A 22,548-nucleotide genomic window follows, 5' to 3' on the forward strand; every position below is an offset into this window, starting at 1 on the left:
AACGGTGATTACAGCTCGAGGTTCGACTGCGGCAGTCTTGTCTGAAGAACAAGGGCAGCCAGACGAGGACTGTCAGCTGTGCCGAACCTCAACTCCTGTGCGATAAGGGCCTGGAACATCGGGTCTGCACCGCTGGAGAGGTCAATTTTCGAGCACATCGGATAGGTCGAATTCATCAAGTGGTTCCTGCGCGACGACAACACAGGCCGGAGCGCGGTATCGACGCTCACGACAGTATGTTGAGTGGGTCGAGGGGCTCAACGGATTTCTCGCGGAGGTGGATGCCGGAAAGGCTGAAAGACAACGGTGTTTTCGCCTTTCCCAGCGAGTGCGACAAGAACCTGGAGTGTGTCGTCTCGCAGCCGTCGATCGAGGTGCCCCTGTTCGCGAAATCGGACGAGGTCGCCGATCGGGTCTAGAAGAAATTAAAGGATACTTCCGACTGTCCCCGGTACGTGTCGAAGTCCATGGTGGACATCAAGTCGGCCGGATGGCTCCACGCAAGGGGTTTCGTCGGTGGTCGCGCAGGCGTTCGGCAACTGCGCCGGTCCGCTCGTGGTGACCTAGACCGCGCGCAAGCAAGTCATCGTCGACGGCCGGACGATGCCGCTCGACCGCAATAACTCACCAGCCGGTAGGCAGGTCGGCTGCGGGCTCTTGCCACCCAATCAGCACGGACTCAGGTCAGCAGAAGCGCACCGGTAGTGACGCCAGCGCCGACTACGCCGTGATCGCAGGGCTCGGTTCTGGATCCGGTTCGGCATCCTCCGACGGCAGAGTTGACGGAGGCTGTCCCTCGGCGGGTGGCTGCCGACGACGCAGACTGGCATTCCGTATCGCGGGAGCGGAAGCCGCAGCGGCGTTCGGGTCGCCAGGGGGTGGTGCCTGGCCGGCCGGCGGAGGTGTGCCGGCGTTCTGGGTCTGCTCGCCTGGAGTGGCAGCGGCCACCGCGGTGGCGTTCGGGTCGCCAGGGGGTGGTGCCTGGCCGGGCGGTGGAGGTGTGCCGGCGTTCTGGTTCTGCTCGGCCTTCTTTTGTTTGTCTTCTTCGGCTTTTTCGAGCATTTCCGGTATCTGCTGCGCCAGCGGCATCGCCATCATCGGGAGCATCGCGGCCATCGGAAGCAGCGATTGCAGAATGCTTCCGAGGCCGTCGCCGCCGCTACCCTGGGTAGCTGTGCCGCCGGTATTGCCGCCGCCGGTGTTCTTGCCGCCGCCTTCGTTAGCCAGGTTCTCGTTGAGTGCGGCGACCGCGGCGACTTTGTCGTACACCCGTTGCACGGCGTCGGCGACGGCCTTCAGCAAAGGCGGCTCCTGCTTTTCGGGCTTTTTGATGGTGCCCGCAGACTTCAGCGTAGTTTGGAGTTTTTTCACGATGTCCCAGATGGACCTCAGGGTAGAGGCCTGCTCCGAGGCTATCGTGTCGGAGGTCTTGACGATCTGATTGTCGAACTGCAGCAGTTCCATCTGCTTGGCTTCGACCTTGTCGATCGTCTTCTGGTATGCCTTGTCTGCTTCGCCTTCGCCGAGGTTTTTGTACACGCTGGGCTGCAGCAGATCGCCGACGTCCGGCGGCAGTTTCGGCAGGCCACGACCGAGGAGGTCGACGGCGGTTTGAATCGCGGTTTCGCCCATCTCGACGAAGGCGCGCAGTCCGGCCGAAGCGCCCGGCGGTGGGTCCAGTTGTACGGGGGGGTCGGTCCGTTTGGCGGCGGAGACAACATCTGCCAGGGGAGTGGACGCCAGCTTCGCCTGCGTGATTTTGGTTTTGGGATCCGCCGCCTGTGTTGCCATGCCGTCGCCACCACCTCTCAGAAGTCTTCCCCCATTGTCCCGGCTTCCCGAGTTTGGGAAGTACTGCAGAGTTCAACCACGCCACCCACGGTTGGGAATACGAATGAATCGGGCCAGGCGACACAATGACTAGCAGAAATGTGAGAGGCGGTCGGTGATGAGCGATGGCGAGTCGGTCGAATGGCACCGACACTGACGGACGACCTGGACGGGGTACTTCGATCGCTGCTTGCAGTGTATGGCGACGGACAGCCCGACGCCGGCCAGGCGGCGACGGCGTACCAATCGATGGCTGCCGGCCTGCGCGCACACACGGGGGCGGTCGCGGCGCGGTATTCCGACGCGCAGGGAATGCAGCAGTCGGTGGCGGAATCGCACGCGGGCAAGGACAGCATTGTGCGCAAAGCCGTGGGCGAGTCGGGTGACGGAACGGTCAACGGCCGAGGCCGCCTGACCAATCAGATCGCGGACTTCCAATCGCGCCTGCAGGCGATCGCCTCGGTCGCCGACACGCGTTTCAGTGGTCCCGCTCTGCTCGCCGCAGCGCAGACCACCATCAGCAATGCCACCAAACAGGTCGACGCCGACGTCGCCGCCGCGCGACAGCAGGCTGCGCAGATCATGCCACCCGCGGCACCGCAAACGCGGCAGGCCAGGCGTGGCACTCCGCCGCGCAGGCGACGTACGCGGTCCAGGTCGCGGGGGACGGGATCCCGGCTGCGGCGTCGGAGCATGGTGCCCTCGGACGGGACCGCGGGGAGCAACGCGGTCCGCGCCGCCAGCGGCTGGCTCGGCACGCCGTACGTGTGGGGCGGCGGTGGCGCGGGCGGCCCCAGCGGCGGCGGATTCGACTGCTCGGGCTTGACCCAGTACGCCGTCGCCCAGGCCAGCAACGGTGAGGTGGTGTTGCCACGCACCACATATGAACAGATCTACAGCGGGGTCCGGGTGCACCCCGAGGACGTGCGTGCCGGCGACTTGGTGTTCCCCGCCGGGTCGTTCAGTGCCAGGGGGCCCGAGCATGTCCAGCTGGCCGCGGGCAACGGGATGGTCATCGAGGCGCCCTATACGGGTTCGACCGTCAAGTGGTCACGCATGCCCAGTGAAGCCGTCGTCGTGCGGGTGCTGTGAGTCGATCACCGGGGAGGAGATCATCGCGTGGCCATAGACCTACCCAGTGACGTCGCGTTCTTCCTCAACATGTGCGGTATTCCGTACCCGGACATCAACGAGGACGACGTGCGCGCCCTCGCCCGTCACGTGCGCACCTTCGCCTCGCAGGTGCAGGACACCCACAGCTCGGCGACCGGCGTGATCGACGACATGGGCTCGGTCTACTCGGGATACTCCTACGAGCAGTTGGTCGCGTCCTGGGCGAGCATGAGCTCGACGCACATGGTTCAGCTCGCCGACGCCTGCAAGATCGTGGAACAGGCGTTGTACGCGGCGGCCACGGTGATCACCGTCGTGAAGATCGCCGTGCTGGCCGAACTCGCAGCCCTCGCGGCGGCCTACATGTCGATGCTGGTGACACCGCCGCTGACTCCGTCCGCGCCCTTGGTGGCCGCCGCCGCGCGCCGACTCTGCGACCAGATGCAGCAGTGCTTGATCGGCTACATCGTCGCCGAGGTGATCGGAAGGGCGATCGAACCGCTCGAGGACGCCATCGACGACATGATCAAGGGCATCGTCTACGACGCCACGCGCCACGCGCTCGGCGTCCCCGAGCCGTCGGGCAGTTCGTCCGCGGTGCCCTTGCGTATCGAGCCCGATGAGGTGCGGCGCTACGCCAAGGTGCTGGACGAGCATGCCGATGACATCATGCAGCATGCTGCGACGTTCGCGGAGAACGTGTCGACGCTCGACTTCACCACGGCGACACGGTTCGACGACACGGTGAATGTCGCGGTGCCGGATAGGTCGACGGCGCCGACCATATCTACCGGGACGCCGGAGGCAGATCCATCCTCCCGGTTGCGGGAACTATCCGACTCGACGCCGAGCGTCACGGCACCGACGTCTTCGGGCAGTCCGGTTCGGGCTGGAGCCGACAGTGCGCACTCGCCGGTCGCTGCCGGGGTCGGTGATCGGCCAAGAAGCGGAGCCGGATCCGCAGGAGGGCGGAGCGAATCCGCCGATAATCGGGCTACCACCCCTGCCGGGGAAGGGCGCAGTGCTCCCGCGAGGATGCCGTCCGTAACCGGCCCGGCGTCAACCCTTCCGGACTCGGGGCGGCCCGGAGAAGTTCCGGCCGCGGTGAGTCAGGAGTCCGCGGGCGAGCGGAGCGCACCGCGTGTCGGCTTGGTCGCTTCCCACGACGCAATGCCCGGAGAACCGGCGCATCCGGCCGCCGACTCCGAGGGCCGCCGACCGAGCTGGGTGTCCGGTGTGAGCGTGGCAACCGCCACTCCGGCCGCGGCAGACGGCACGGCCGCGGGGCACCCGGTGGGCGGTTCGCCACCTCCACAGCCCGGTGGCGCCGAGGCGAAAGCGGCAACGCCATGGGGACGTGGCGGGGATCGGGCGCCGACTCCGAAAGCGTTGCCGCCCAAGGCTGTACGCCCCGTACGTACCCGCCCGTCCGTCGGAAGTGCACCGGCGGTCACGCCGTGGACCATACCCCGCCGCACCCGTGACGTTCCCGCGGCAGTCCACGCTCCGTCCACCGCCGGGCCGCCGGTGCGCTCACTCCGGGAGAAAGGAACCGAGCCCGGTCGGGACGACAAGGTCGAATCGGCAGGTTCATCGGATCGCGCGGTCGCACCGGCGCGCGTGACGGCACCGACCAGCACAGCATCCGAACCCGTCGACCCACCGGGCACACGCGCCTGATCGCGCTGCCTGTCGGTCGCAGCGGGCTGATCGCAGCTGTGGTTCAGTCGGAACTTGCTTGTGGAGTCGCGGCTTTGCCGATGCGGCGGTGATGGCTCGATCCGGGACGGTGACAGCAGGCACGTACGAAACCGGGTCCGTCGCCCGGTTCGAGCCCGACGAGGCTCATCCAGCGGATTGATGCCGTCCGGATACCACTGCTGTGCCGGACGGCAGCTTTCGGGAGCGATGAGAGTGAGCAGGGCGCGGCCGCCCTGCCATATGTGGCCTGCAGCTTTCCGATGCGGAAGCGGCGCAACCCTTCCTGGCAATGGGAAGGTAGGAGATGGGGGAAGTAGCGACAGTGGTAGACGTAGACACACTGCCGTCGGTGCGAGTCCAGCTCGCTTCTGTGGTTGTACCTCGCAACGGCCGGTGGCCTGCCGGTGCCACCGGCCGTTGCTTTGGTTCAGATCGTCAGGATGAGGGACCGACGATCTGTGTTCAGACAGTACCCTCTTCTGTCGGAACGTTCAATAGTGTGCACCTAATTAGCGGCAAGAAATTTTGGAAAGCTATATGACCTGCTGCGCGGCGGCTGTAGGCCGGATCGCGGCTTGTCAGCCGCCGCCGGGGGTCGTCAGCAGGCGGATGTTTGCCGACCCCGGAGGGACCATACCGTTATTTGACGGCACGTTCAAAATTGGCATATGAATGCTTCGGATGTGGACCGAACCGGGTTCTCTGGCTCGGTGCTATGGCGCCCGGTGTGACGCGAAGTTCGCTTCGCATTTCTTCCCAATTATGGGAAGTGGTCGAGTCTGGAGTGTGACCGGGGGAATCTATGGTTTGAGCAGGCAAGTTCGGCGGAAGGGAAGTCCGAGTGTCAGCGGCCGAGGACGCGTTCTACACGGGTGTTCAGAATCTTGGGTTGGTCGCGGGCGGTGTCCGCAACGAACAGCACGCGGCTGCGGCCTTCCGGGCCGCCACCGATCTCGATCCGGACATGTGCGATGCCTGGTTGGGGCGCGCTATGGCGGGGGAGGTCAACTCGGAGGTGATCTACGGCGCCTATCGATCGGTGCACAACCTCTATCGCGATCAGCAGCGTGCAGGCTTGGTCGACCGGGCGCTGTGGTGTCAGGTCGAGATCGGGATGTACGGGCTGCGCGTCGCGATGGCCGATCGCGACCAGATCGCGATCGCGCAGGCCTGCGCGTACGCCGACGGCGGTGAATGGCAGGAAGCCGCGGCCATTCTCGATGAGGTCCCGAGCGACGACGTCGCCGATTTCGTCCGCATGTCGCTGTACTTCCGGACGAGGCGGTGGCCGGATGTGATCGCCGCCCGCGCCGCGCGGCCGGTACTCGAAGACGGCCTGCTGGACATCGCGGCCGAGTTGATGGCCGCCCAGTCGCTGGCCCACCTCGGCCGATTCGGCGAGGCAACGCCGCGCGCCCAGCGGATTGTCGAGGACAGCTCCTCGGGGAACCTGTCCTACATTTGGGCCGACGCGCACTTCCTGCTCGGCATGCTGTTGCGGCACGGCGGAGATTACGACGCCGCCGACAAGATCCTGAAGGGCTTGCAAGGTTCCGGGTTGTGGCCCGAACGCGAGGAATGGCAGCTCGCGGTGCGTGACAAGTCGTACAAATTCGAGGTCACCACCGCCGCGCTCATCGCGTCCAGGACGGACAAGTGGGACCCGAAAACCGGTGACGACCCGGCCGAGGCGGCTGCCAGCGCGGCGCGGGAGGAACGGGAGTCCCTGCTCGCGGAGGCCTCGGAACTGCTGCAGGCGCAGATCGGCATGGACTCGGTCAAGGAGCAGGTCGACCGGCTCAAATCTGGTGTCCTGATGGACCAGGTGCGCGCCAAGCGCGGGCTGGCCGTTGACTCGCGGTCGCAGCACCTGATCTTCTCCGGCCCGCCTGGCACCGGTAAGACGACCATCGCACGCGTTATCGCCAAGATCTTCGCCGGTCTGGGGGTTGTCGAGAACGCCGACGTGGTCGAGGTGTCGCGCAACGATATGGTCGGTACCCATCTCGGCCACACCGCGCCGAAGACTAATGCGCTGATCGACTCCGCGCTGGGCGGTGTGCTGTTCATCGACGAGGCGTACACCCTGATCCAGGAAGGTCTTTCCGGCGGTGACGCTTTCGGTAAGGAAGCGGTGGACACCCTGCTGGCCAGGATGGAGAACGACCGGGACAAGCTGGTCGTGATCATCGCCGGGTACGAGGACCAGATCGACCGGTTCCTCCAGTCCAACGACGGTCTCAACTCGCGATTCACCAAGCGGATCCGGTTCGCCAGCTACGACGCGGACGAATTGGTGCAGATCGCCGATCACATTGCGGGCAAGAAGGATTCGATCCTGTCCGAACAGGCGCGCGAGGTACTGCGCATCCGCTGCGATGAGCTGGCGGCGCAAAGCAAGAACGGTCGGCGGTTGATCGACCTCGCGGGCAACGGCCGCTTCGTGCGCAACGTGGTCGAGGCCGCCGAAGCCGAGCGTGACTACCGCTTCACCAAGGATAACGCCGACATCGCCGCGATGACCGACGAGGAACTGATGACGATCGACGCCTTCGACGTCTCGGCGGCGCTGGAGGGTCTTGCGCCCAAGGCGCGAGCGTGACGCGTCCGACGGACCGATTCAGCTGTGCCGCGCGCCGTGCTTTGACCAGTGGCGGATCTCGCCCTGGCCAGATATCGCCGATGACGACGTCACCATCAGGTCTGGTGCGGTGGTTGTCCCAGTGGCGATCGCTGTTGGCCATGACGTAGTAGGGCTCAGGTTCGGCCGTCCGACACCGCCAGTTGGAACTTCCCAGGATTGGGAAGTATTTCCGTATTCGCGTCCTGACCGGTGGATATGGTGTGACGACAGGTCGGCGGAAGGAAATGAAACCGGTGGCGCGCTTCCGGGTCGTGACCAAACACCAGATATCTGGTTGGCGCTTTCTGCTGCGTCGGATCGAACACGCGCTGGTCCGCCGGGATGCCTCGATGATCGACGATCCGCAGCGCGGCCGGTCCACAGCACTGTCCATCGGTATCGCTGTCGCCTGTGTGATCATCGCCGGCGCGGCGGTGCTGGCGTTCTTCAAACCTGCCAAGAAGGTGGGGGATTCGAACATCGTGGCGGAGAAAGACACCGGTGCGCTGTTCGTGCGTCTCAACAATCGGCTGTACCCGGCGCTGAATCTGACCTCGGCGCGCCTCATCGTCGGTTCCGCGGATAATCCGGTGCAAGTCTCGCGGGACGAGCTGTCGAAATATCCGCGTGGGCCGTGGGTCGGCATTCCCGGTGCGCCGGGCAGCATCGTCGACAGCAGTGCGAAGGACTCTTCGTGGACGGTGTGCGACACCGCGAAGATCGGCGCGGCCGCGCCGGTGAACCCGGCGACCGGATTGCCGACGATCAGTCGTTCCGCCGTGCGCACCACCGCGATCGGCGGCCCCCTCACTGTCGATGGAGACGCCATTCGCCAATTGGCCGACGGTGAGGCGCGATTGCTGCGCGACGACGCTACGACGTGGTTGGTCTATGCCGACAGCGAGAAAGGCGTCGTTCGTGCCGGGATCGACCTGTCGAACACCGCGGTCGCGTTGGCATTGGGCATAGATTCCACCGCTCCGGTAACCGCCGCCTCCAAAGGTCTGGTCAACGCGATTCCGGAGGTGCCGCCACTGCGGGTGCCTGATGTTCCCGGATCCGGGAACGTGATCACCCTGAACTCTGGGTTCACCACACCGATCGGGTCGGTGCTCACCGTGTCCGCCCCGGACCAGGGGGCTGCGTATTACCTCGTCTCGGAGACCGGGGTCGTCCGGGTCAGCCCGGTGCTGGCGGCGATGATCCGCAACGCCGACGCACGTGGTGCGGTATCCACCCGAGCTGTCGGCCCGAATGTGATCGCGTCCAATCTGCGGCCGGGCTCGTGGCCGGGTACGGCGACCTATCCGACCCGGCCCGTCCGGATCGTCGATCCCGAACGGTACGGAGTGACCTGCTACAACTGGTCGCGCGGCGGAAACGACCCGAACGCCGCGACCGAGCTCCTGGTCGGCAGGCAGTTGCCGCTGACGCAGGAGGAGCAGGGACTTGCCGTAGACCTGGTGACCGCGTCCTCGTCGCGCGGCACCACAGCCGACGCGGCATTCATGCCGAGGGACACCGGACGTTTCGTACAGGTGACCGGCACCGAACCGGGATCGCCGCTGCGGGAATCGCTGTACTGGGTCTCCGACAGCGGCGTGCGCTACGGCATTGCCGTCGGCGAGAACCACGGCGCCAACGACCCGACGCTGACCTCACTGGCGCTGCGGACCCCGGCGCCGGCGCCGTGGAACATCATCTCGCTGTTCGCGGTCGGCCCCGTACTGTCCCAGAAGGATGCCCGCCTGCAGCACGACGGCATCCCGACCAACAAGACCGTCGCCGTATTGGGCGGTGGGTCATGACAACTACCCGCCGATTCGTGCGGCCCGCTCGGACGGTGCGCGGCCCCAAAGCCCCTGCCGTGACAGAACTACGATTGCAGCCGCCAACCGAGCTGCCCAAGCCGGTCCCGCCGTCGCGGTTGCGGATGATCATGCCCGTGGTCATGGTGGCGGCCATGGCCGGGATGATGGTCATGATGTTCCGCGGCGGCGGTGCCATGTCGCCGATGATGATGATGTTCCCGATCATGATGCTCGTGTCGATGGGCGGCATGATGGGCGGCGCGATCGGTGGCAACAGCGGCGGAGCGGCGGGCCTCAACGAAGAGCGCAAAGACTACCTGCGCAGCATCACGGACAATCGCAAGACGGTGCACGGGGCGGAAGCGGAACTGTACACCTTCCTGCGCTACACGCATCCTGGCCCCGACGAGATCGCTCGGCTGATCGGCGGCAAGCGGATGTGGGAGGTGCAGGTCGCCAGTCCGCAGTTCCTGCGCGTGCGGGTCGGCCGTGGGCGCATCGCCAACCAGGTGCGCGTGATCGTGCCGGAGGCCGCACCGACCTCCGATCTCGATCCGGTCGGCGTCGTCGAGCTGACGCGGTTCGCGAAGGCCTACTCCACGGTGGGCGGCATGCCCGTCGCGATCAATCTGCTGTCGGCGCCGCAGGTCGGCATCGACGGCGACGCGCAACTGGTATCCGGGCTGATCCGCGCGATGATCGCCGAGATCGCGGTGCTGCACGGGCCGGACCAGGTGGCGGTCGCCGCGGTACTGTCGAACCCGGATGCTCCGGAATGGTCCTGGCTGAAATGGCTGCCGCATACTCAGCATCCGAACGAGACCGACGCGATCGGATCGAGCCGGATGGTCTACCGCACGGTCGCCGAGTTGCGGACGAAAGTGCTCGCCGGGCTCAATCGCGGGCCGTTCTCCGCCAATTCGCAGCCCACGTTGGATCGCACACACTATCTGCTGATCGTCGACGTGGGGGGGCCGGCGAGTGACCGCGATATCTCCGGCATCGACGGCTGCACCTGGCTGCGACTCGGTGCCACGGAGCAGAATTTGCCGCGGGCGCTGCGGTTCACCGTGACCGAGGATCGGTCGCTGAACGAGGTGAGCACGCGCGGGCTGCGCCGGGTCGGCGTCGTCGACACGCTCTCGGTCTCCGCGATGACGGCGATGGCGCGGAACCTCTCGCCCTACCGGCTGTCCACGGTGGTGGAGGCGGTGGCCGCCGAGCAGGCCAGTGGGGGCACCTCATGGGAGGAGATGGTCGACGTCGCCGACCCCGGCGCCATCCGCATCGAGCAGGCCTGGATCCCGCGCCGCGACGAGGACCGGGCACGGTTGAACATTCCCTTCGCCCACGATCCGGCCGGCGGCGTCGTCTACCTCGATATCAAGGAATCGGCCGAAGAGGGTATGGGCCCGCACGGCATGTGCATCGGTGCCACCGGATCGGGCAAGTCGGAGTTCCTGCGGACCCTGGTGCTTTCCGCGGTCGCGACGCATTCGCCCGACACGCTGAATCTGCTGCTCGTCGACTTCAAGGGTGGTGCCACGTTCCTCGGTTTCGACCGGCTGTCCCACGTGACGGCCGTCGTGACGAACATGGAGGAAGAGGCCGATCTGGTTACCCGTATGGAAGACGTGATCAACGGCGAAATGGCGCGGCGGCAGCGGATTCTGCGCGACGCGGGCAACTTCGCCAGCGTCGCCGACTACGAGCGGGCCAGGGAACAGGGGGCGAACCTGCGACCGTTGCCCACCCTGCTGATCATTCTCGACGAGTTCGCCGAACTGCTCGAGCAATACCCGAACTTCTCGAAACTGTTCGTAGCCATCGGCCGACTCGGCCGATCATTGCGGATCCACCTGTTGCTGGCGTCGCAGAAGGTGCCTGCCAACCGGATGGGCGAGCTGGAAGCGCACCTGTCATATCGAATCGCGTTGCGCACCAACCAGACCAGCGACTCGCGCGATGCGATCGGCACCGCTGACGCCTACCACCTGCCGAAGAAACCGGGTGCGGGTTACCTGCGGGTCGGCTCGGGCGACCTGCAGCGGTTCCAGGCCGCCTACGTGGGTGAACGGTATACGCCGCCCGCGCAGGTGTCGGCGGCCTCTGCGCAACGCGCGCGGCGGCCTGGTGGCGGGTACCGGCCGCCACAGCGGTTCACCACGGGCAATATCGTCGACACACGGCCTGTGGTGGTCGAGCCGGTGACGGTCGAAGACACGCACGAGACGGTCGACGGAGAGTCGATCACGGTAATGGAATCGGTGTTGCAGCAGCTAGCCCGTCATGGCCAGCCGGCTCATCGTATGTGGCTGCCTCCCTTGACCACTCCTCCTACACTCGACCGGATGGTTCCCGCGGTGCCGCAGGGGGCATTGCAGATGCCGTTGGCGCTGGTCGACAAGCCCCGTCAGCAGCGCCAGGACGTATGGTCTGTCGATATGTCCGGCGCCGGCGGGCACATGGCCATCGTCGGCGGTACGCAGTCCGGCAAATCGACCGCGCTGCAAACTCTCATACTGTCCGCGGCGATGACCCACACCCCCGAACAGGTCCAGTTCTACTGCCTGGACTTCTCCGGCGGAGGGTTGTCGGCGTTGGCGAACCTGCCGCACGTGGGATCGGTCGCCGCGGCCCGCGACGGCGACCGTATTCGGCGCACCATCGCATTGATCACGAACTTGCTCGAGAGCCGCCAGTCGATGTTCACCGAATTCGGTATCGACACCACTCGGAAGTTTCGCACTCTGCGCAACACGGGCCAGGCGCCATGGCTGGACCGTGATCCCTATGGCGATGTCTTCCTGGTCATCGATGGCTGGGATATCGGTTTCGGCACGAATGGTCCGTATTACGACGAGTACACCCCGGTGATGGAATCGATCGCCCTCCAAGGGCTGAACTACGGCATCCACTTGGTGCTCACCAGTTCACGTTGGATCGCGATCCGGCCCGCGATCAAGGACCTTGTGCAAACCCGCGTCGAGATGCGTTTGGGTGACCTGGCCGATACGTCGTTCAGCGCGCATCGCGCTGTGGTCGCGGCCATTCCCGCCAACCGACCCGGTCGCTGTATCTCGACCGATGGTCTGCACATGCTCACATCCTTGCCTCGCATGGATGGTGTGGGCGATGCCGATTCCGCCGCGGACGGCCTCGCAGCCGCGATCGCCGAAGTCGACCAACGCTATCCCGGCCGGCGAGCGCCGCAGGTGAAACTGCTGCCACCGCAAATCGGCCTCGACGAGGTTCGAAGGGATCTACCTGCGCCGCAGACGTTGGCCCAGCGACTCGTCGTGCCATTCGGTGTCCGAGAATCCGATCTCAACCCCGCCGTGATCGACTTCGGAGTGTCGACACATTTCATCGTGCTCGGCTCGTCGGGATCGGGGAAGTCGACAACATTGGCCGCACTGCTGGAATCCATTCGGCGCCAATACGATGCCTCGCAAGCGCGCGTCCTGCTGATCGATTACCGCCGCAGGCATCTGGAGACCGTGCCGGGAGACATGCTCATCGGGCATGTGACGAACGAACGGGACGTGCGCGACGCACTGCCGCCGCTGGTCGAGAAGATGCAGTCCAGACGCCCACCCGACAATGTGACCACCCGTCAGCTCGCGGAGCGTTCCTGGTGGAGCGGCCCCGAGGTCTTCGTGGTGATCGATGACTATCACATGGTTGCGCAGCGTGGCTCGATGAACCCGCTGGAACCGCTGAAGGAAATCCTCGTCGACGGCCGTGATACCGGCCTGCACGTGATCGTGGCGCGCAACATCGCGCAGGCCGACACCGCGCTCTACGACAACGTGATCGGCCAGATGAAGAACCTGAACTCCTCAGGCCTGATCATGGATGGCTCGAAGCTCGACGGCGTGCTGATAGGCGACGTGCGGCCGACCAAGCAGCCTCCGGGGCGGGGCATCTTCGTGGAGCCGATGAGCTCCCGCAGAGATCTCGTACAGGTGGCCTGGGTGCCTCAGCAGCTCTGATCTCTGCGACAACTCCCAATGTTGGGAATGATTTACCGTTTCCATTAAGTACCGCTCGATCCGAGATGGTAGTTCACGCTCGATTGGAGTTTCACCATGGCACTCCCCACCGCTGTCTCTCCAGAACATCTGCAAGCCACCAGCGCGCAAATGTGCGTCAATCAGGCCACCATCACTTCCGTAGTAGTCGGTGCGGCACCTGCCACCTGTCCGCTACCGGCAGCCTTCGACGACGCGAGCTGCATCGCGGCGGAAAAATTCAACGAGTATTCGGTTACCAAGTTCTTGAACGGCACGGCGGTCGGCCTGACTAACCTGCTCAGCGGCGCGGATCTGCTGGTGCCCGTCAGTGCGGAGTATCTGACTACCGACATCGCCGACGGAAGCGTGGTCCGGGCCTGCCAGCCTCTCTGAGGGAAGGCGCCCAGCGGTCATTGAGAGGAGGCTGCCGTGTTCTACGCAGCGTATCCACCCGAGGTGAACTCGGCGAGGCTGACCTTTGGGCTGGGTCCCGGTCCGATGGTCGCGGCCGCGGCCGGGTACGCGGCTATCGGCGACGGCTTGTTGGCGGCGGCGACGGCTGCTGAGGGCCAGACCACGGCGATGGGCATCGAGTGGCAGGGCGACTCGGCGAACCAGGCGCAGTTGGCATTTCGCAAACATGCCAGTTGGCTGCGTGAACAGGGAACCATAGCGATGGCTGTCGCGCAGCACGCGCTCGTCCAGGCAGAGGCGTACACCAGTGCGCTGGGCAAGATGCCGCCGTTACCGGCGATCCTGGCAAACAGGGCTCTGACCGCGACCTTGGTGGCAAGCAACAGCATGGGTCAGAACACGCCGATGATCGCTGTCAATGAAATGGTCTACATGGTCATGTGGGCGCAGGCCGCCGGGACGATGTACCAGTATCACGCGGAGACGTTGGCGAATACGGCAAGTCTTCCGCCACCGCCGCCCGCACCGGAGATCGTCGGTCCATCGCCGACGGGTCCCGGCCCGGGCTTCAAATCAAGTCCTGACGTAAGCTCTGTCGGCCACACCGATCCGACCGGTCCTACAGTGACCCAGAACAATCCGGTGCAACACGACAACAGTGTTACGCAGGACACCAGCAATACAACCGGTGACAACACGACCGATACGCCGACGCAGCCCGACCAGCCACCGGCCGACTCCGTCGGCAACACGCCACCGGAGGTACAGGAGCCCGTCTCCGATCCTATGCAGGGATTGACGGATGCGCCTTATGGCTCGGAGGGGCTGATCGATGGGACGGCGCAAGATGCCGGTTTCTTCGGAACGTCGGCGAGTTCTTCCACCTTGGTGGGCTTGAACGGTGGTGCGGGTGCCGCGCTCGCGATCGGTCTGCAGCGCGGTGGGCTTGGTTCCATACCCGGGGGCTCGACCGGCTTCCGGATGCCGACGAACTGGTCGCTCGGCAAGGGAACTGCATTCGGGGCTTCGCTGAACAACAACGCGACAGCCGCATCCCCGGCGCGCAAAGGTCCGCCGCGTGGTGCGATCGCGCCGAAGACGGGACGTCGTCGCCGGGACGACGAGAAATCCACAAAGCCGGCGGCCGTATTCGTCCCCGGAGAACCTCAGGAGGTGCCGGTTCTGGAGAAACCCCCGGTAATCGGTGTGATCGAGTATGTCGATGAGCCTGAACCGCGTCTCGACGATTCCGACGCACAACTTGCAAACATCCTCGGCGAAACCGACCGAGGCAAAATCAACGCCTCATAGCGAGAGGGAAAGAAATGGGTACTCCCAGCTACACCGGTGATCCCGCGGAAATCAACGCGGCCGCCAAGAAGTTCTTCATGCACGCTGACACGTTCAAGAATCACATGGGGATACTGGAGGGCATCAAGCAGGAGTATGCCCCTGCGGTTCAGGGGTCTACCGGCACCGCCATCCAAACTGCGATGCAGGGAGCTCTCGACAAAGGGAACAAGCTGCACCAGACCTTCATGCAGATCGTCGATGCTCTGAATTCGTCGGGCGCGAGTTTTGACGCCCAGGATCAAGAGGGCGCGGCGAACGTCAACAAATACAATATGAATTTCTGATTCAATAGTTCACGATTTGAACTTTGTCTGAAAGGTTGATCCAAAATGGCTTTGGTAAACAAATACAATGAGGTCGAAGGCCTGGTTGTTCGTACCGACAAGGTGCTCAGTGATATGACTGTCGACGCGGGAGAGCGGACGACGCTGGTCAATCTGGTTGCCGAGAACTTCCAAGGCGCCGCGGGTACCGATAACTACGACCTGCAACAGCGCGTCGGAAGGCTGATCGACGAGTACAACACGCAGCTGACGGCACTGAAGGGCGCAACAAAGGAAGTATCTGGAATCGACGGTATGTTCCGCGCGGTCGACGTAGGCCAGGGCATGAGGTTCCAGCAGATCGGAACCTAAGAGATCTAGATACTCCGTGGTTCGACTCGCAGTTCCGGAATCGGTGTGACATGGAAGCCGATCCGGTTGTGGTCAATCTGAACGTGGACGCGGCGTTGGTGCTGCAGTCCATGGTCGGCATCGATTCCTACCCTCCGGTATTGGCGTTGATGCCGAATATCTACAATGAGGCCGACCAGGCTCGGGTACATGCTGTCGTCCTCGACGAGCTCGTTCGTGCGGGCGTAGTCGAGGACGACCGCGTGCATCCTACAATCGCACATTGGCTGGAATGTCTGTACCGGCCGGATATGGAACTGGTCGCACGCATAGTGGACACCGGTCACGATGGTGAGCCGCAGGCGATGCTGCGATTGTCGTTTGTGCGCTGTGGTGCTACTCACGTGCTGGCGGTGCGTTGTGACGACGAAGTCATCGTCCAGTCGGTGTTCCAGCAAGGGGAAGACCTGCATACCGTGACGGCGGCCATGGCCGCGGCGTTAGGGCCTTGTCCGGCACTGCAGTTCGCGCCACTGACCGCGACACTGGAGCAATTCAAGGAGGTTCCGTCCGACCAAGATGAGCGGCGACAGGCGTTGTTGGAGTTGGGCGCACAGCCGCACACCGCCGGTGTGCTGAGCCGGGTGCTCGACGAGGTGGTGCGTCGCGCTGAGATCCTCGTGATCGAGCATCACGACGGAAGCTCGGCGGAGCCGGAGGTGTGTGTGAGCGTGCTGGACACGCCTTCGGGGCGACTCATCGTCACTCCGAGCAAGGCGATGGACGGGGAAATCTGGTCGACGTACGCCCCAGGCGACGACGTGGCCCTGCGGTCGGGTATCGGGGCGCTTATCGATTTGCTGCCCGGCCGAAGTTGGTTCGATACCAGTAGAATTCACTGAAACGTCGGACCGTGGTTGTCGAGAGGACGACGAAATGAACCGAGCACCGAGCACCAACGGTCATTCGACCGAGGCCGTGCGGGCTCGTGGCGGCTACGACGCGTACTTCGCACAGACCGGCGAGCTGACCGACGCATCCGTCGCGCCGGAGCCCGCCCCCGAAGGCCGCCAGAATGCCGACACGTTCACTCACGTCGATCCCGTGGTTGGCGCGCCACGCGAGCCGCAGGCGCCTCCCGCGCCGGAATCCGGCCACCGCCCGAGGTCGGGCGTCGTGGGGCCACCACCGGGTGGCGCCAGTGCGCTTCCGCCGCAAGTGAACGCGCAGTCGAGGGACTATTCCGACGCACGGCCGACCGCGGCACCGACACAACCGGCTCCCCCACAACACACGGCCCAGCAACCTACTGTTCAGCAGCAGCCGACCCAGCAGTACCAGGCATCACAGCAGGCCGAGCAGTCCCCCGAGCAGCCATCGCAGGCTGTCGCGCACACGGACTCGGCGTCGGCGAATCAGGACTGGCAGTCCGGATCGGCAACGCCGTGGGTCCCCGAGCGTATCGACCGCTCGGCCTATGACCAGACGCCGCGGATCGAAGTGTTGCCCGCCGCGCTCAGCTCGATCGATCTGCTCGCCGACATCTCGGCCGCCCGTCGCGCCCAGCTGCGCTCCAACTCGGGCGTACGCGGCGCGTTGAACAAGGTCGGCTTCAACCTGGGACTCTCCCCGGCCGAGCAGCGCGCCGAGGACCGCCGCAACCGCATCCGGCGGCAGCTCACCTCGACCTATCAGATCGCGGTGGTGAGCGTGAAGGGCGGCGTCGGCCGCACTACCACCGCGGCGACGCTCGGTTCGACCTTCGCCAGTCTGCGTCCGGACCGGGTGGTCGCCATCGACGCGAACCCGGACTTCGGCGATCTCGCCACCCGCACCAGCAGGCACCCGTATGGGCTCACCTTGCGCGACCTGGCGTTGTCGCAGAACCTGGACGCATTCTCCGCGGTGCAGTCGTTTACCTCGATCAATTCGGCCGACCTCGCCGTGATCGCCTCGCCGTGGAGTACCGAGGCCACCGAAGCGCTGTCCGGCCGCGAGTACGCCACCGCCGTCGAGGTGCTGCGCCGCCACTACAACCTGCTGATGGTCGACTGCGGGACCGGTGTGCTCGATTCCGCGACCGCGACCGTTCTGCAGACCAGCGACGCCGTCGTCGTGGTTACCCCGGCCACCGTCGGTGGCGTGACCGGCGCCGTGGCCACGCTCAACTGGCTCAGTGCGCACGGCTTGCAGCACCTGATCGCGAAGTCGATCGTCTCGATCGTGCACCACCAGCCCGTGAAGCCGACCGTCGACGTCGACGCCATCGAGAAGCTGTTCGCGACCGCCCAGCGCCCGACGACCGTGCTGCCTTACGACGCCCACTTGGCCGAAGGAGGAGAGATCGACCTGCGGTTGCTCGAGAAAGAGTCGCTGCTCGCGTTCGAGGAACTGGCCGCCTGGCTGGCGGACGGGTTCCCCGGGTACCTGACCGGCGGCGCCGAAAACTCCGGTGACCGCGGAGGGTGGCGATGAGCACTGCCGTCGCGCCCGCGCCTGCCGGGACGCAGCCATCGGCGGAGGTCGCACGGGCCCGGATCGCCGTGATGATCTCCACCTACCAGGTCGATGTGGTGGTGCCGACCAAGTTCACCATCGAGACATTCATCGACGATCTGCTGGTCGTGCTGGCCTCGGCGATCGATGACGAGAGCGTCGACTTCACCCCACCACAGGGTCAGTGGAGTTTGGCCCGTCCCGGCGAGCCGCCGATCCCGCGCTGGCGCAGTCTCGGCGACCACGATGTCACCGACGGCACGGTGCTGATGCTGTCGGTGGTCGAATCGGCGGAGGTGTTCACGCCGGTAGTCGAGGACATCACCGACGCGCTGGCCCTGATCAACGAGCGCGAGTTCGCGGAGTTCGACGCGAACACCGCCGCGGTCGTCGGCCTCACCGCCTTGGGCGTGGGGGCCTCGGCGGTGGCCGCGATGCTGTCATGGTCGTGGACCCGGACCGGTTCGGTCTTGTGGTGTGGATTGCCCACCCTGCTGCTCGGCCTGCTCTGCTGGGCAGCTGCCGCGGCGACCCGGCGCCGCGGCGCCACGGCAAAGGTGTGCCTCGGCTTGTCGTTGTCGGCGACTCCGCTGCTGTTCGCCGGTGGCGCGATGCTGGTGCCGCCCGCCTACGACCAGCCGGGTCCATTCGCCGCGGCCAATCTGGCGGCGGGAGCGGTGGTGGCCGCAGTCGCCGCCGCCACCATGATGCGGCTGAGCGGACTCGGGATCGCGACCCTGATGGCGGTGACGGTGCTCGGCGTCGCAGTGACCGGCGCGGCCCTGCCGCTGACGTATCTCGATCTGTCGCTGGGGCAGGTGGCGGGCGGCGTGGTGTTCGTCGGGATCGTGCTGCTGACCGCCGCGCCGCGCTTGGCCGTGGTTATCGCGCGGATCCGGCCGCCGGATCTGCCCGACCCCGGCACCGAGGTCGCACCGACGACGCTGACCGACATCTTCGACGCCGAGACCGTGCGCGAGGACCACGAGCACACCGAGGACAGCGAACGGCAGCGCCGCAGCAACGAGGTCGGCATCGAGGGCCGGGCACGGCTGGCGGTGACCAGCCTGCGCGGACTGATCGCCGCGATCTCGGCCTTGCTTTCGGTCTCCGCTGTGATCACGGCCGCGGTCAGTCCCGGGGGCATCCGCGAGATCGTCATGTGCGCGGCCATCGCAGGCCTCCTTGCGATGCGGTCGCGTTGGCATCCGGACCGCGTCCAGGCGATCGCGCTGATCACCGCCGCCGCCGTCACGGCGTGCGGCGTCAGTTTCGTCTTGGTCGGGGCGTATCAGAGCCCGGCCGCGGATCTGACGGTCGGAGTGGTGGTCACTCTCGCGGCGTGTGCCGCATGCGTCGCGGCGATCCGCTTACCGGGCAAGCGATTGTCGCCCGTGACCCGCCGTGTCATCGATCTGGTGGAGTATGTGCTCATCCTGGTGGTTCCGGTGATCGCCTTCTGGATAATGGGCGTCTACACCGCTATGCGAGGAATCTGATGAAGGTCGGCAGCGTTGCCGTCGCGGTCCTCGCCGGGGTACTGCTTGCCATCACCGCCGCGCCCGCGGGTGCGCTGGAGCCGCCGCAAGTGGTGGTCGGCTCACCGCCGCAGGACGACCCGCCGGGACCGGAACTCCCGACGAAGCAGGACAAGGGATGCCTCGCCGCGGGCGTGCTGCCCGAGAGCGATCTAACCCGCACTCCGCCGCCGGAACTGGCGCTGGACCTGCGGCGCGCCCGCGCGCTGAGCCGGGGTGGCGGCGTCACCGTCGCAGTCATCGACACGGGCGTGCAGCCCAGCCCGCGGCTACCCAATCTCGTCGGCGGCGGCGACTACGTCGCGGCTGGCGGCGACGGACTGTCCGACTGCGATGCGCACGGCACGCTGGTGGCCGGAATCATCGGCGCGGCATCCGACCCCACCGACGGATTCGCCGGCGTCGCTCCCGACGCGCGCATCATCTCGCTTCGCACCCGCTCCGGCGCGTTCAGCCCCGAACGGCCGAACTCCGATCCCACCCAGCAGATCGCCGTCGATATCCGCACGATGGCGCGGGCGATCACCCGCGCGGCGAACCAGGGTGCCGGGGTGATCACGGTCTCGCTGCCGATCTGCGTGCCCGCGGACTCGCGGCTGGACCAGTCCATGCTGTCGGCGGCCATCGGACACGCCGTACACGTCCGTGGCGCGCTCATCGTCGCGGGTGCGGGCAACACCGCGGGCACCGCGAACTGCGCACAGAACCCCGACATCGACCCGACCCGGCCCGCCGACGCGCGGAATTGGCGTGATGTGAAGACGATTTCGACGCCGGGTTGGTTCGGTGCCGATGTGCTCACGGTCGGATTCACCAGCGCGACCGGCGCACCGATGCCGGATTCGCTGACGGGACCGTGGGTTTCGGTGGCCGCGCCGGGGACCGGCATCGAGTCGCTCGGGCCCGGCGGAGGTGGTCTGATCAACGGCGTCGGGTCACCGGACAAACTGGTGCCGGTCGGCGGCGCGTCCTTCGCCGCGGCCTACGTCAGCGGGGTCGCCGCACTGTTGCGGTCGCGCTTCCCGAACGAGACCCCGGCCGAGATCGCCTCCCGGCTTCAGGCCAGCGCGCACGCTCCGGCCCGCGGCATCGACAACGCGGTCGGCGCGGGCATGATCGACCCGCTGGCCGCACTGAGCTACCGTACGCCGCCGCAGCAGCCGACCGGGCTGTTCCGTTCCTCGGAGCTGACCATGCCCGCGCCGCCGCGTGCGAAGGATCTGCGGCCCGCGGTCACTGCGACCATCGTCATCGTCGTCGCCGTGCTGCTCGGGCTCGGCGGGAGCCGTGCGAATGCCGTGATGCGGAGGCGGCGGTGAGCCTTCCGAGTATTCGGGTCGGGGGCGTCGAACGTGCTCCTTTCGCCGCGATCGTGTTCGTCGGCAGCCCGCTGCTGGTCGGTCTGTCGGCCAAGACGCCGTGGTGGGTGAGCGCGGTGGTTGTCACGTTCCTGGTCACGACCGTGACCGTGCGGGTGAACGGACGCACCAGCGCCCGTTGGCTGATCGACTGGGCGGAGTACCGATTCGGCCGTACCGCCAGGGCGAGCGAACGGGTGGCACGCGCCCGGATCCGGGACGTGGAGGTCGCGGCAGGTGTGTGCGGGATCAACGAGGCGGACACCACACTGGTCGCGATGATCCAGCTCGCCCCCAACCTCGATCTTCCTACGGTCATCGCGGAGCGGACCCTCTACACCGAGGACACCATTCCGGTCGACATGCTGCACCCGATGCTCGACCACTTCGGCATCGCCGTCGACATCGACATCGTGACGACCGGGCAGCGCGTCCGGTCGACCGGCAGCTACAGCATGCTGTACGACCAGCTGATCGGCTCCCATCCGGTGGTCGGCGACCGGCTGACCTGGCTGGTGGTGCGGCTGGACCAGGAACGCAACCTGGCCGCGCTGAGCAAGCGTGGCCCATGCGCGGTGGTCGCCCCCAAGGCGCTGGCCACCGCCGCGCACCGGATCGCGGGACGGCTACGTGAACGCGGAATCGCCGCGCACGCGCTTCCCGCGGCGGCTCTGCGGGACGCGACGCGGCTGCTGCACGCGGGGGTCGAGCTGACCGACCTGCGGGAGACCTGGAGCTGCCTGGAATCTTCGGTGCCCGGCCGCTGCGTCACCAGTTTCCTGATCGACTGGACGCGCCTGGACGGCGTCGGCCTGGATGACTGCTGGACCTGGAACCGCGGCCGCACCACGCTCGTGGTCAACCTGACCGACGACGTGGCGGGTCCGCGCGCGCTCGTGCGGTTCATCGGCCCGGCCGTGACCACCGCGCCGCCGGATTACCTGCGGCTGCTCGGCGGCAGCCAGTCGACGGCGCTGATGGCCTCGTTGCCTACCGGCAGCTCGGTGCGTGTCCTGCGTGGCGCCGAGTCCGGCTCTGACATCGCCCCCGACGACCTCGTCGCCGACCTGGCCATCGCCATCGGCCCCAACGGCCAGATCCTGGGCTCGATCAGCGGTCAGCCGCGGCACACCCTGGCGCTGCCGCTGTTCGACCCGGCACGGTACAACCCGCGCAGACGCACGATCGACGTGCACGCGATGCTGCCGGTCGCCCAGCAGATCGTACTGCGGGCGATGGTGGTCGGCGCGGATGTGGAGATCCACTCGGCGCGGCCGGACAGCTGGCGGCAGCTTGTCGCCGCGGTCGGCGACCCCCACTCGCTGCGCATGGCGGGCCACGGTACGGGGGGACCGGGTAGCGAGGGCGGCGCGGAGACTCCCGCGACCATTGCCGTCTTCGACCACCTGCCGCCGCGCGCGTCCAGCGCGCACACGACGGTCACCATCAGCGAGCCTGGCGGTCCGCGCAGGCGTTCGGTCGATCTCGCGATCAATCAGGTCAGCGCGACCGCGGTGGATGTGAGCATTCCGATGCGCACGGTCCGGGTTGACCTCATCGAGCCGAGAGGCGAAACACGTTATTTCGATTCCGTCGACGGCCCACCCGCGATTGGCGCGGGAGCCCCTGGTTCCACGGTTGCGCCGCCGCAACCTGGTGGCCGTCGCGTGAGCTGATGGGA

The 22,548-nt window shown here is 66.2% G+C and carries 16 protein-coding genes; 15 read left to right on the plus strand and 1 reads right to left on the minus strand.

Features of this window, described 5'->3' with window-relative positions:
* The first annotated feature begins 281 nt into the window (after nucleotides 1–281).
* Nucleotides 282–419, plus strand: coding sequence for a hypothetical protein (locus tag OHB12_RS31890; protein ID WP_327113577.1), 138 nt, complete (start codon nucleotides 282–284; stop codon nucleotides 417–419).
* 301 nt (nucleotides 420–720) lie between these two features.
* Here OHB12_RS31890 and OHB12_RS31895 read toward each other — a convergent pair whose 3' ends face one another.
* The gene (locus OHB12_RS31895; protein WP_327113579.1) at nucleotides 721–1,791 is read right to left on the minus strand and encodes a hypothetical protein; all 1,071 of its coding nucleotides are present in this window, start codon (nucleotides 1,789–1,791) and stop codon (nucleotides 721–723) included.
* 180 nt (nucleotides 1,792–1,971) lie between these two features.
* Between OHB12_RS31895 and OHB12_RS31900 the strand changes: the two genes are divergently transcribed.
* From OHB12_RS31900 to eccE, 14 genes are all read left to right on the plus strand, one after another.
* Entirely contained in the window at nucleotides 1,972–2,922 is a 951-nt protein-coding gene (locus OHB12_RS31900; protein WP_327113581.1) for a C40 family peptidase, read from the plus strand.
* 27 nt (nucleotides 2,923–2,949) lie between these two features.
* Nucleotides 2,950–4,623 carry a WXG100-like domain-containing protein gene (locus tag OHB12_RS31905; protein WP_327113583.1) on the plus strand — a complete coding sequence of 558 codons (1,674 nt, stop codon included), beginning with the start codon at nucleotides 2,950–2,952 and terminating at the stop codon, nucleotides 4,621–4,623.
* An 862-nt stretch (nucleotides 4,624–5,485) separates the two neighbouring features.
* Nucleotides 5,486–7,246: a type VII secretion AAA-ATPase EccA gene (gene eccA, locus OHB12_RS31910; RefSeq protein WP_327113585.1), complete on the plus strand. Its 1,761-nt coding sequence runs from the start codon at nucleotides 5,486–5,488 to the stop codon at nucleotides 7,244–7,246.
* A gap of 242 nt (nucleotides 7,247–7,488) precedes the next feature.
* A complete protein-coding gene (gene eccB, locus OHB12_RS31915; protein WP_327113587.1) occupies nucleotides 7,489–9,075 on the plus strand; it encodes a type VII secretion protein EccB in 1,587 nt (528 codons plus the stop codon).
* Nucleotides 9,072–13,073, plus strand: coding sequence for a type VII secretion protein EccCa (gene eccCa, locus OHB12_RS31920; RefSeq protein ID WP_327113589.1), 4,002 nt, complete (start codon nucleotides 9,072–9,074; stop codon nucleotides 13,071–13,073). The genes eccB and eccCa overlap by 4 nt, the downstream gene beginning before the upstream one ends.
* A 96-nt stretch (nucleotides 13,074–13,169) precedes the next feature.
* A complete protein-coding gene (locus OHB12_RS31925) occupies nucleotides 13,170–13,487 on the plus strand; it encodes a hypothetical protein (RefSeq protein WP_327113591.1) in 318 nt (105 codons plus the stop codon).
* 36 nt (nucleotides 13,488–13,523) lie between these two features.
* The gene (locus OHB12_RS31930) at nucleotides 13,524–14,819 is read left to right on the plus strand and encodes a PPE family protein (RefSeq protein ID WP_327113593.1); all 1,296 of its coding nucleotides are present in this window, start codon (nucleotides 13,524–13,526) and stop codon (nucleotides 14,817–14,819) included.
* Between the two features lie 14 nt (nucleotides 14,820–14,833).
* Nucleotides 14,834–15,145, plus strand: a complete 312-nt coding sequence (locus tag OHB12_RS31935; protein ID WP_327113595.1) for a WXG100 family type VII secretion target — start codon at nucleotides 14,834–14,836, stop codon at nucleotides 15,143–15,145.
* A gap of 45 nt (nucleotides 15,146–15,190) precedes the next feature.
* Nucleotides 15,191–15,496, plus strand: a complete 306-nt coding sequence (locus OHB12_RS31940) for a hypothetical protein (protein ID WP_327113597.1) — start codon at nucleotides 15,191–15,193, stop codon at nucleotides 15,494–15,496.
* A 50-nt stretch (nucleotides 15,497–15,546) separates the two neighbouring features.
* Nucleotides 15,547–16,377, plus strand: a complete 831-nt coding sequence (locus OHB12_RS31945; protein WP_327113599.1) for an ESX secretion-associated protein EspG — start codon at nucleotides 15,547–15,549, stop codon at nucleotides 16,375–16,377.
* A gap of 34 nt (nucleotides 16,378–16,411) precedes the next feature.
* Complete coding sequence (locus tag OHB12_RS31950) at nucleotides 16,412–17,950, plus strand: MinD/ParA family ATP-binding protein (protein WP_327113601.1); 1,539 nt, start codon at nucleotides 16,412–16,414, stop codon at nucleotides 17,948–17,950.
* Entirely contained in the window at nucleotides 17,947–19,470 is a 1,524-nt protein-coding gene (gene eccD, locus OHB12_RS31955; RefSeq protein WP_327113603.1) for a type VII secretion integral membrane protein EccD, read from the plus strand. Before OHB12_RS31950 ends, eccD begins: the two co-directional genes overlap by 4 nt.
* The gene (gene mycP / locus OHB12_RS31960; protein ID WP_327113605.1) at nucleotides 19,470–20,828 is read left to right on the plus strand and encodes a type VII secretion-associated serine protease mycosin; all 1,359 of its coding nucleotides are present in this window, start codon (nucleotides 19,470–19,472) and stop codon (nucleotides 20,826–20,828) included. Before eccD ends, mycP begins: the two co-directional genes overlap by 1 nt.
* On the plus strand, nucleotides 20,825–22,543 hold the full coding sequence (gene eccE / locus OHB12_RS31965) for a type VII secretion protein EccE (RefSeq protein ID WP_327113607.1): 1,719 nt from the start codon (nucleotides 20,825–20,827) through the stop codon (nucleotides 22,541–22,543). Before mycP ends, eccE begins: the two co-directional genes overlap by 4 nt.
* Nucleotides 22,544–22,548: the final 5 nt, after the last annotated feature.

Origin of the sequence: Nocardia sp. NBC_01730, assembly GCF_035920445.1 — a bacterium.
GTDB lineage: Bacteria > Actinomycetota > Actinomycetes > Mycobacteriales > Mycobacteriaceae > Nocardia.

Bases quoted from the DNA above. Each gene is read 5' to 3' on its own strand.
- eccD (WP_327113603.1), top strand. From the start codon at position 17,947: ATGAGCACTGCCGTCGCGCCCGCGCCTGCCGGGACGCAGCCATCGGCG.
- OHB12_RS31945 (WP_327113599.1), top strand. From the start codon at position 15,547: ATGGAAGCCGATCCGGTTGTGGTCAATCTGAACGTGGACGCGGCGTTG.
- OHB12_RS31900 (WP_327113581.1), top strand. From the start codon at position 1,972: ATGGCACCGACACTGACGGACGACCTGGACGGGGTACTTCGATCGCTG.
- mycP (WP_327113605.1), top strand. From the start codon at position 19,470: ATGAAGGTCGGCAGCGTTGCCGTCGCGGTCCTCGCCGGGGTACTGCTT.
- eccCa (WP_327113589.1), top strand. From the start codon at position 9,072: ATGACAACTACCCGCCGATTCGTGCGGCCCGCTCGGACGGTGCGCGGC.
- OHB12_RS31925 (WP_327113591.1), top strand. From the start codon at position 13,170: ATGGCACTCCCCACCGCTGTCTCTCCAGAACATCTGCAAGCCACCAGC.
- OHB12_RS31890 (WP_327113577.1), top strand. From the start codon at position 282: ATGCCGGAAAGGCTGAAAGACAACGGTGTTTTCGCCTTTCCCAGCGAG.
- OHB12_RS31950 (WP_327113601.1), top strand. From the start codon at position 16,412: ATGAACCGAGCACCGAGCACCAACGGTCATTCGACCGAGGCCGTGCGG.
- OHB12_RS31895 (WP_327113579.1), bottom strand. From the start codon at position 1,791: ATGGCAACACAGGCGGCGGATCCCAAAACCAAAATCACGCAGGCGAAG.
- OHB12_RS31940 (WP_327113597.1), top strand. From the start codon at position 15,191: ATGGCTTTGGTAAACAAATACAATGAGGTCGAAGGCCTGGTTGTTCGT.
- OHB12_RS31935 (WP_327113595.1), top strand. From the start codon at position 14,834: ATGGGTACTCCCAGCTACACCGGTGATCCCGCGGAAATCAACGCGGCC.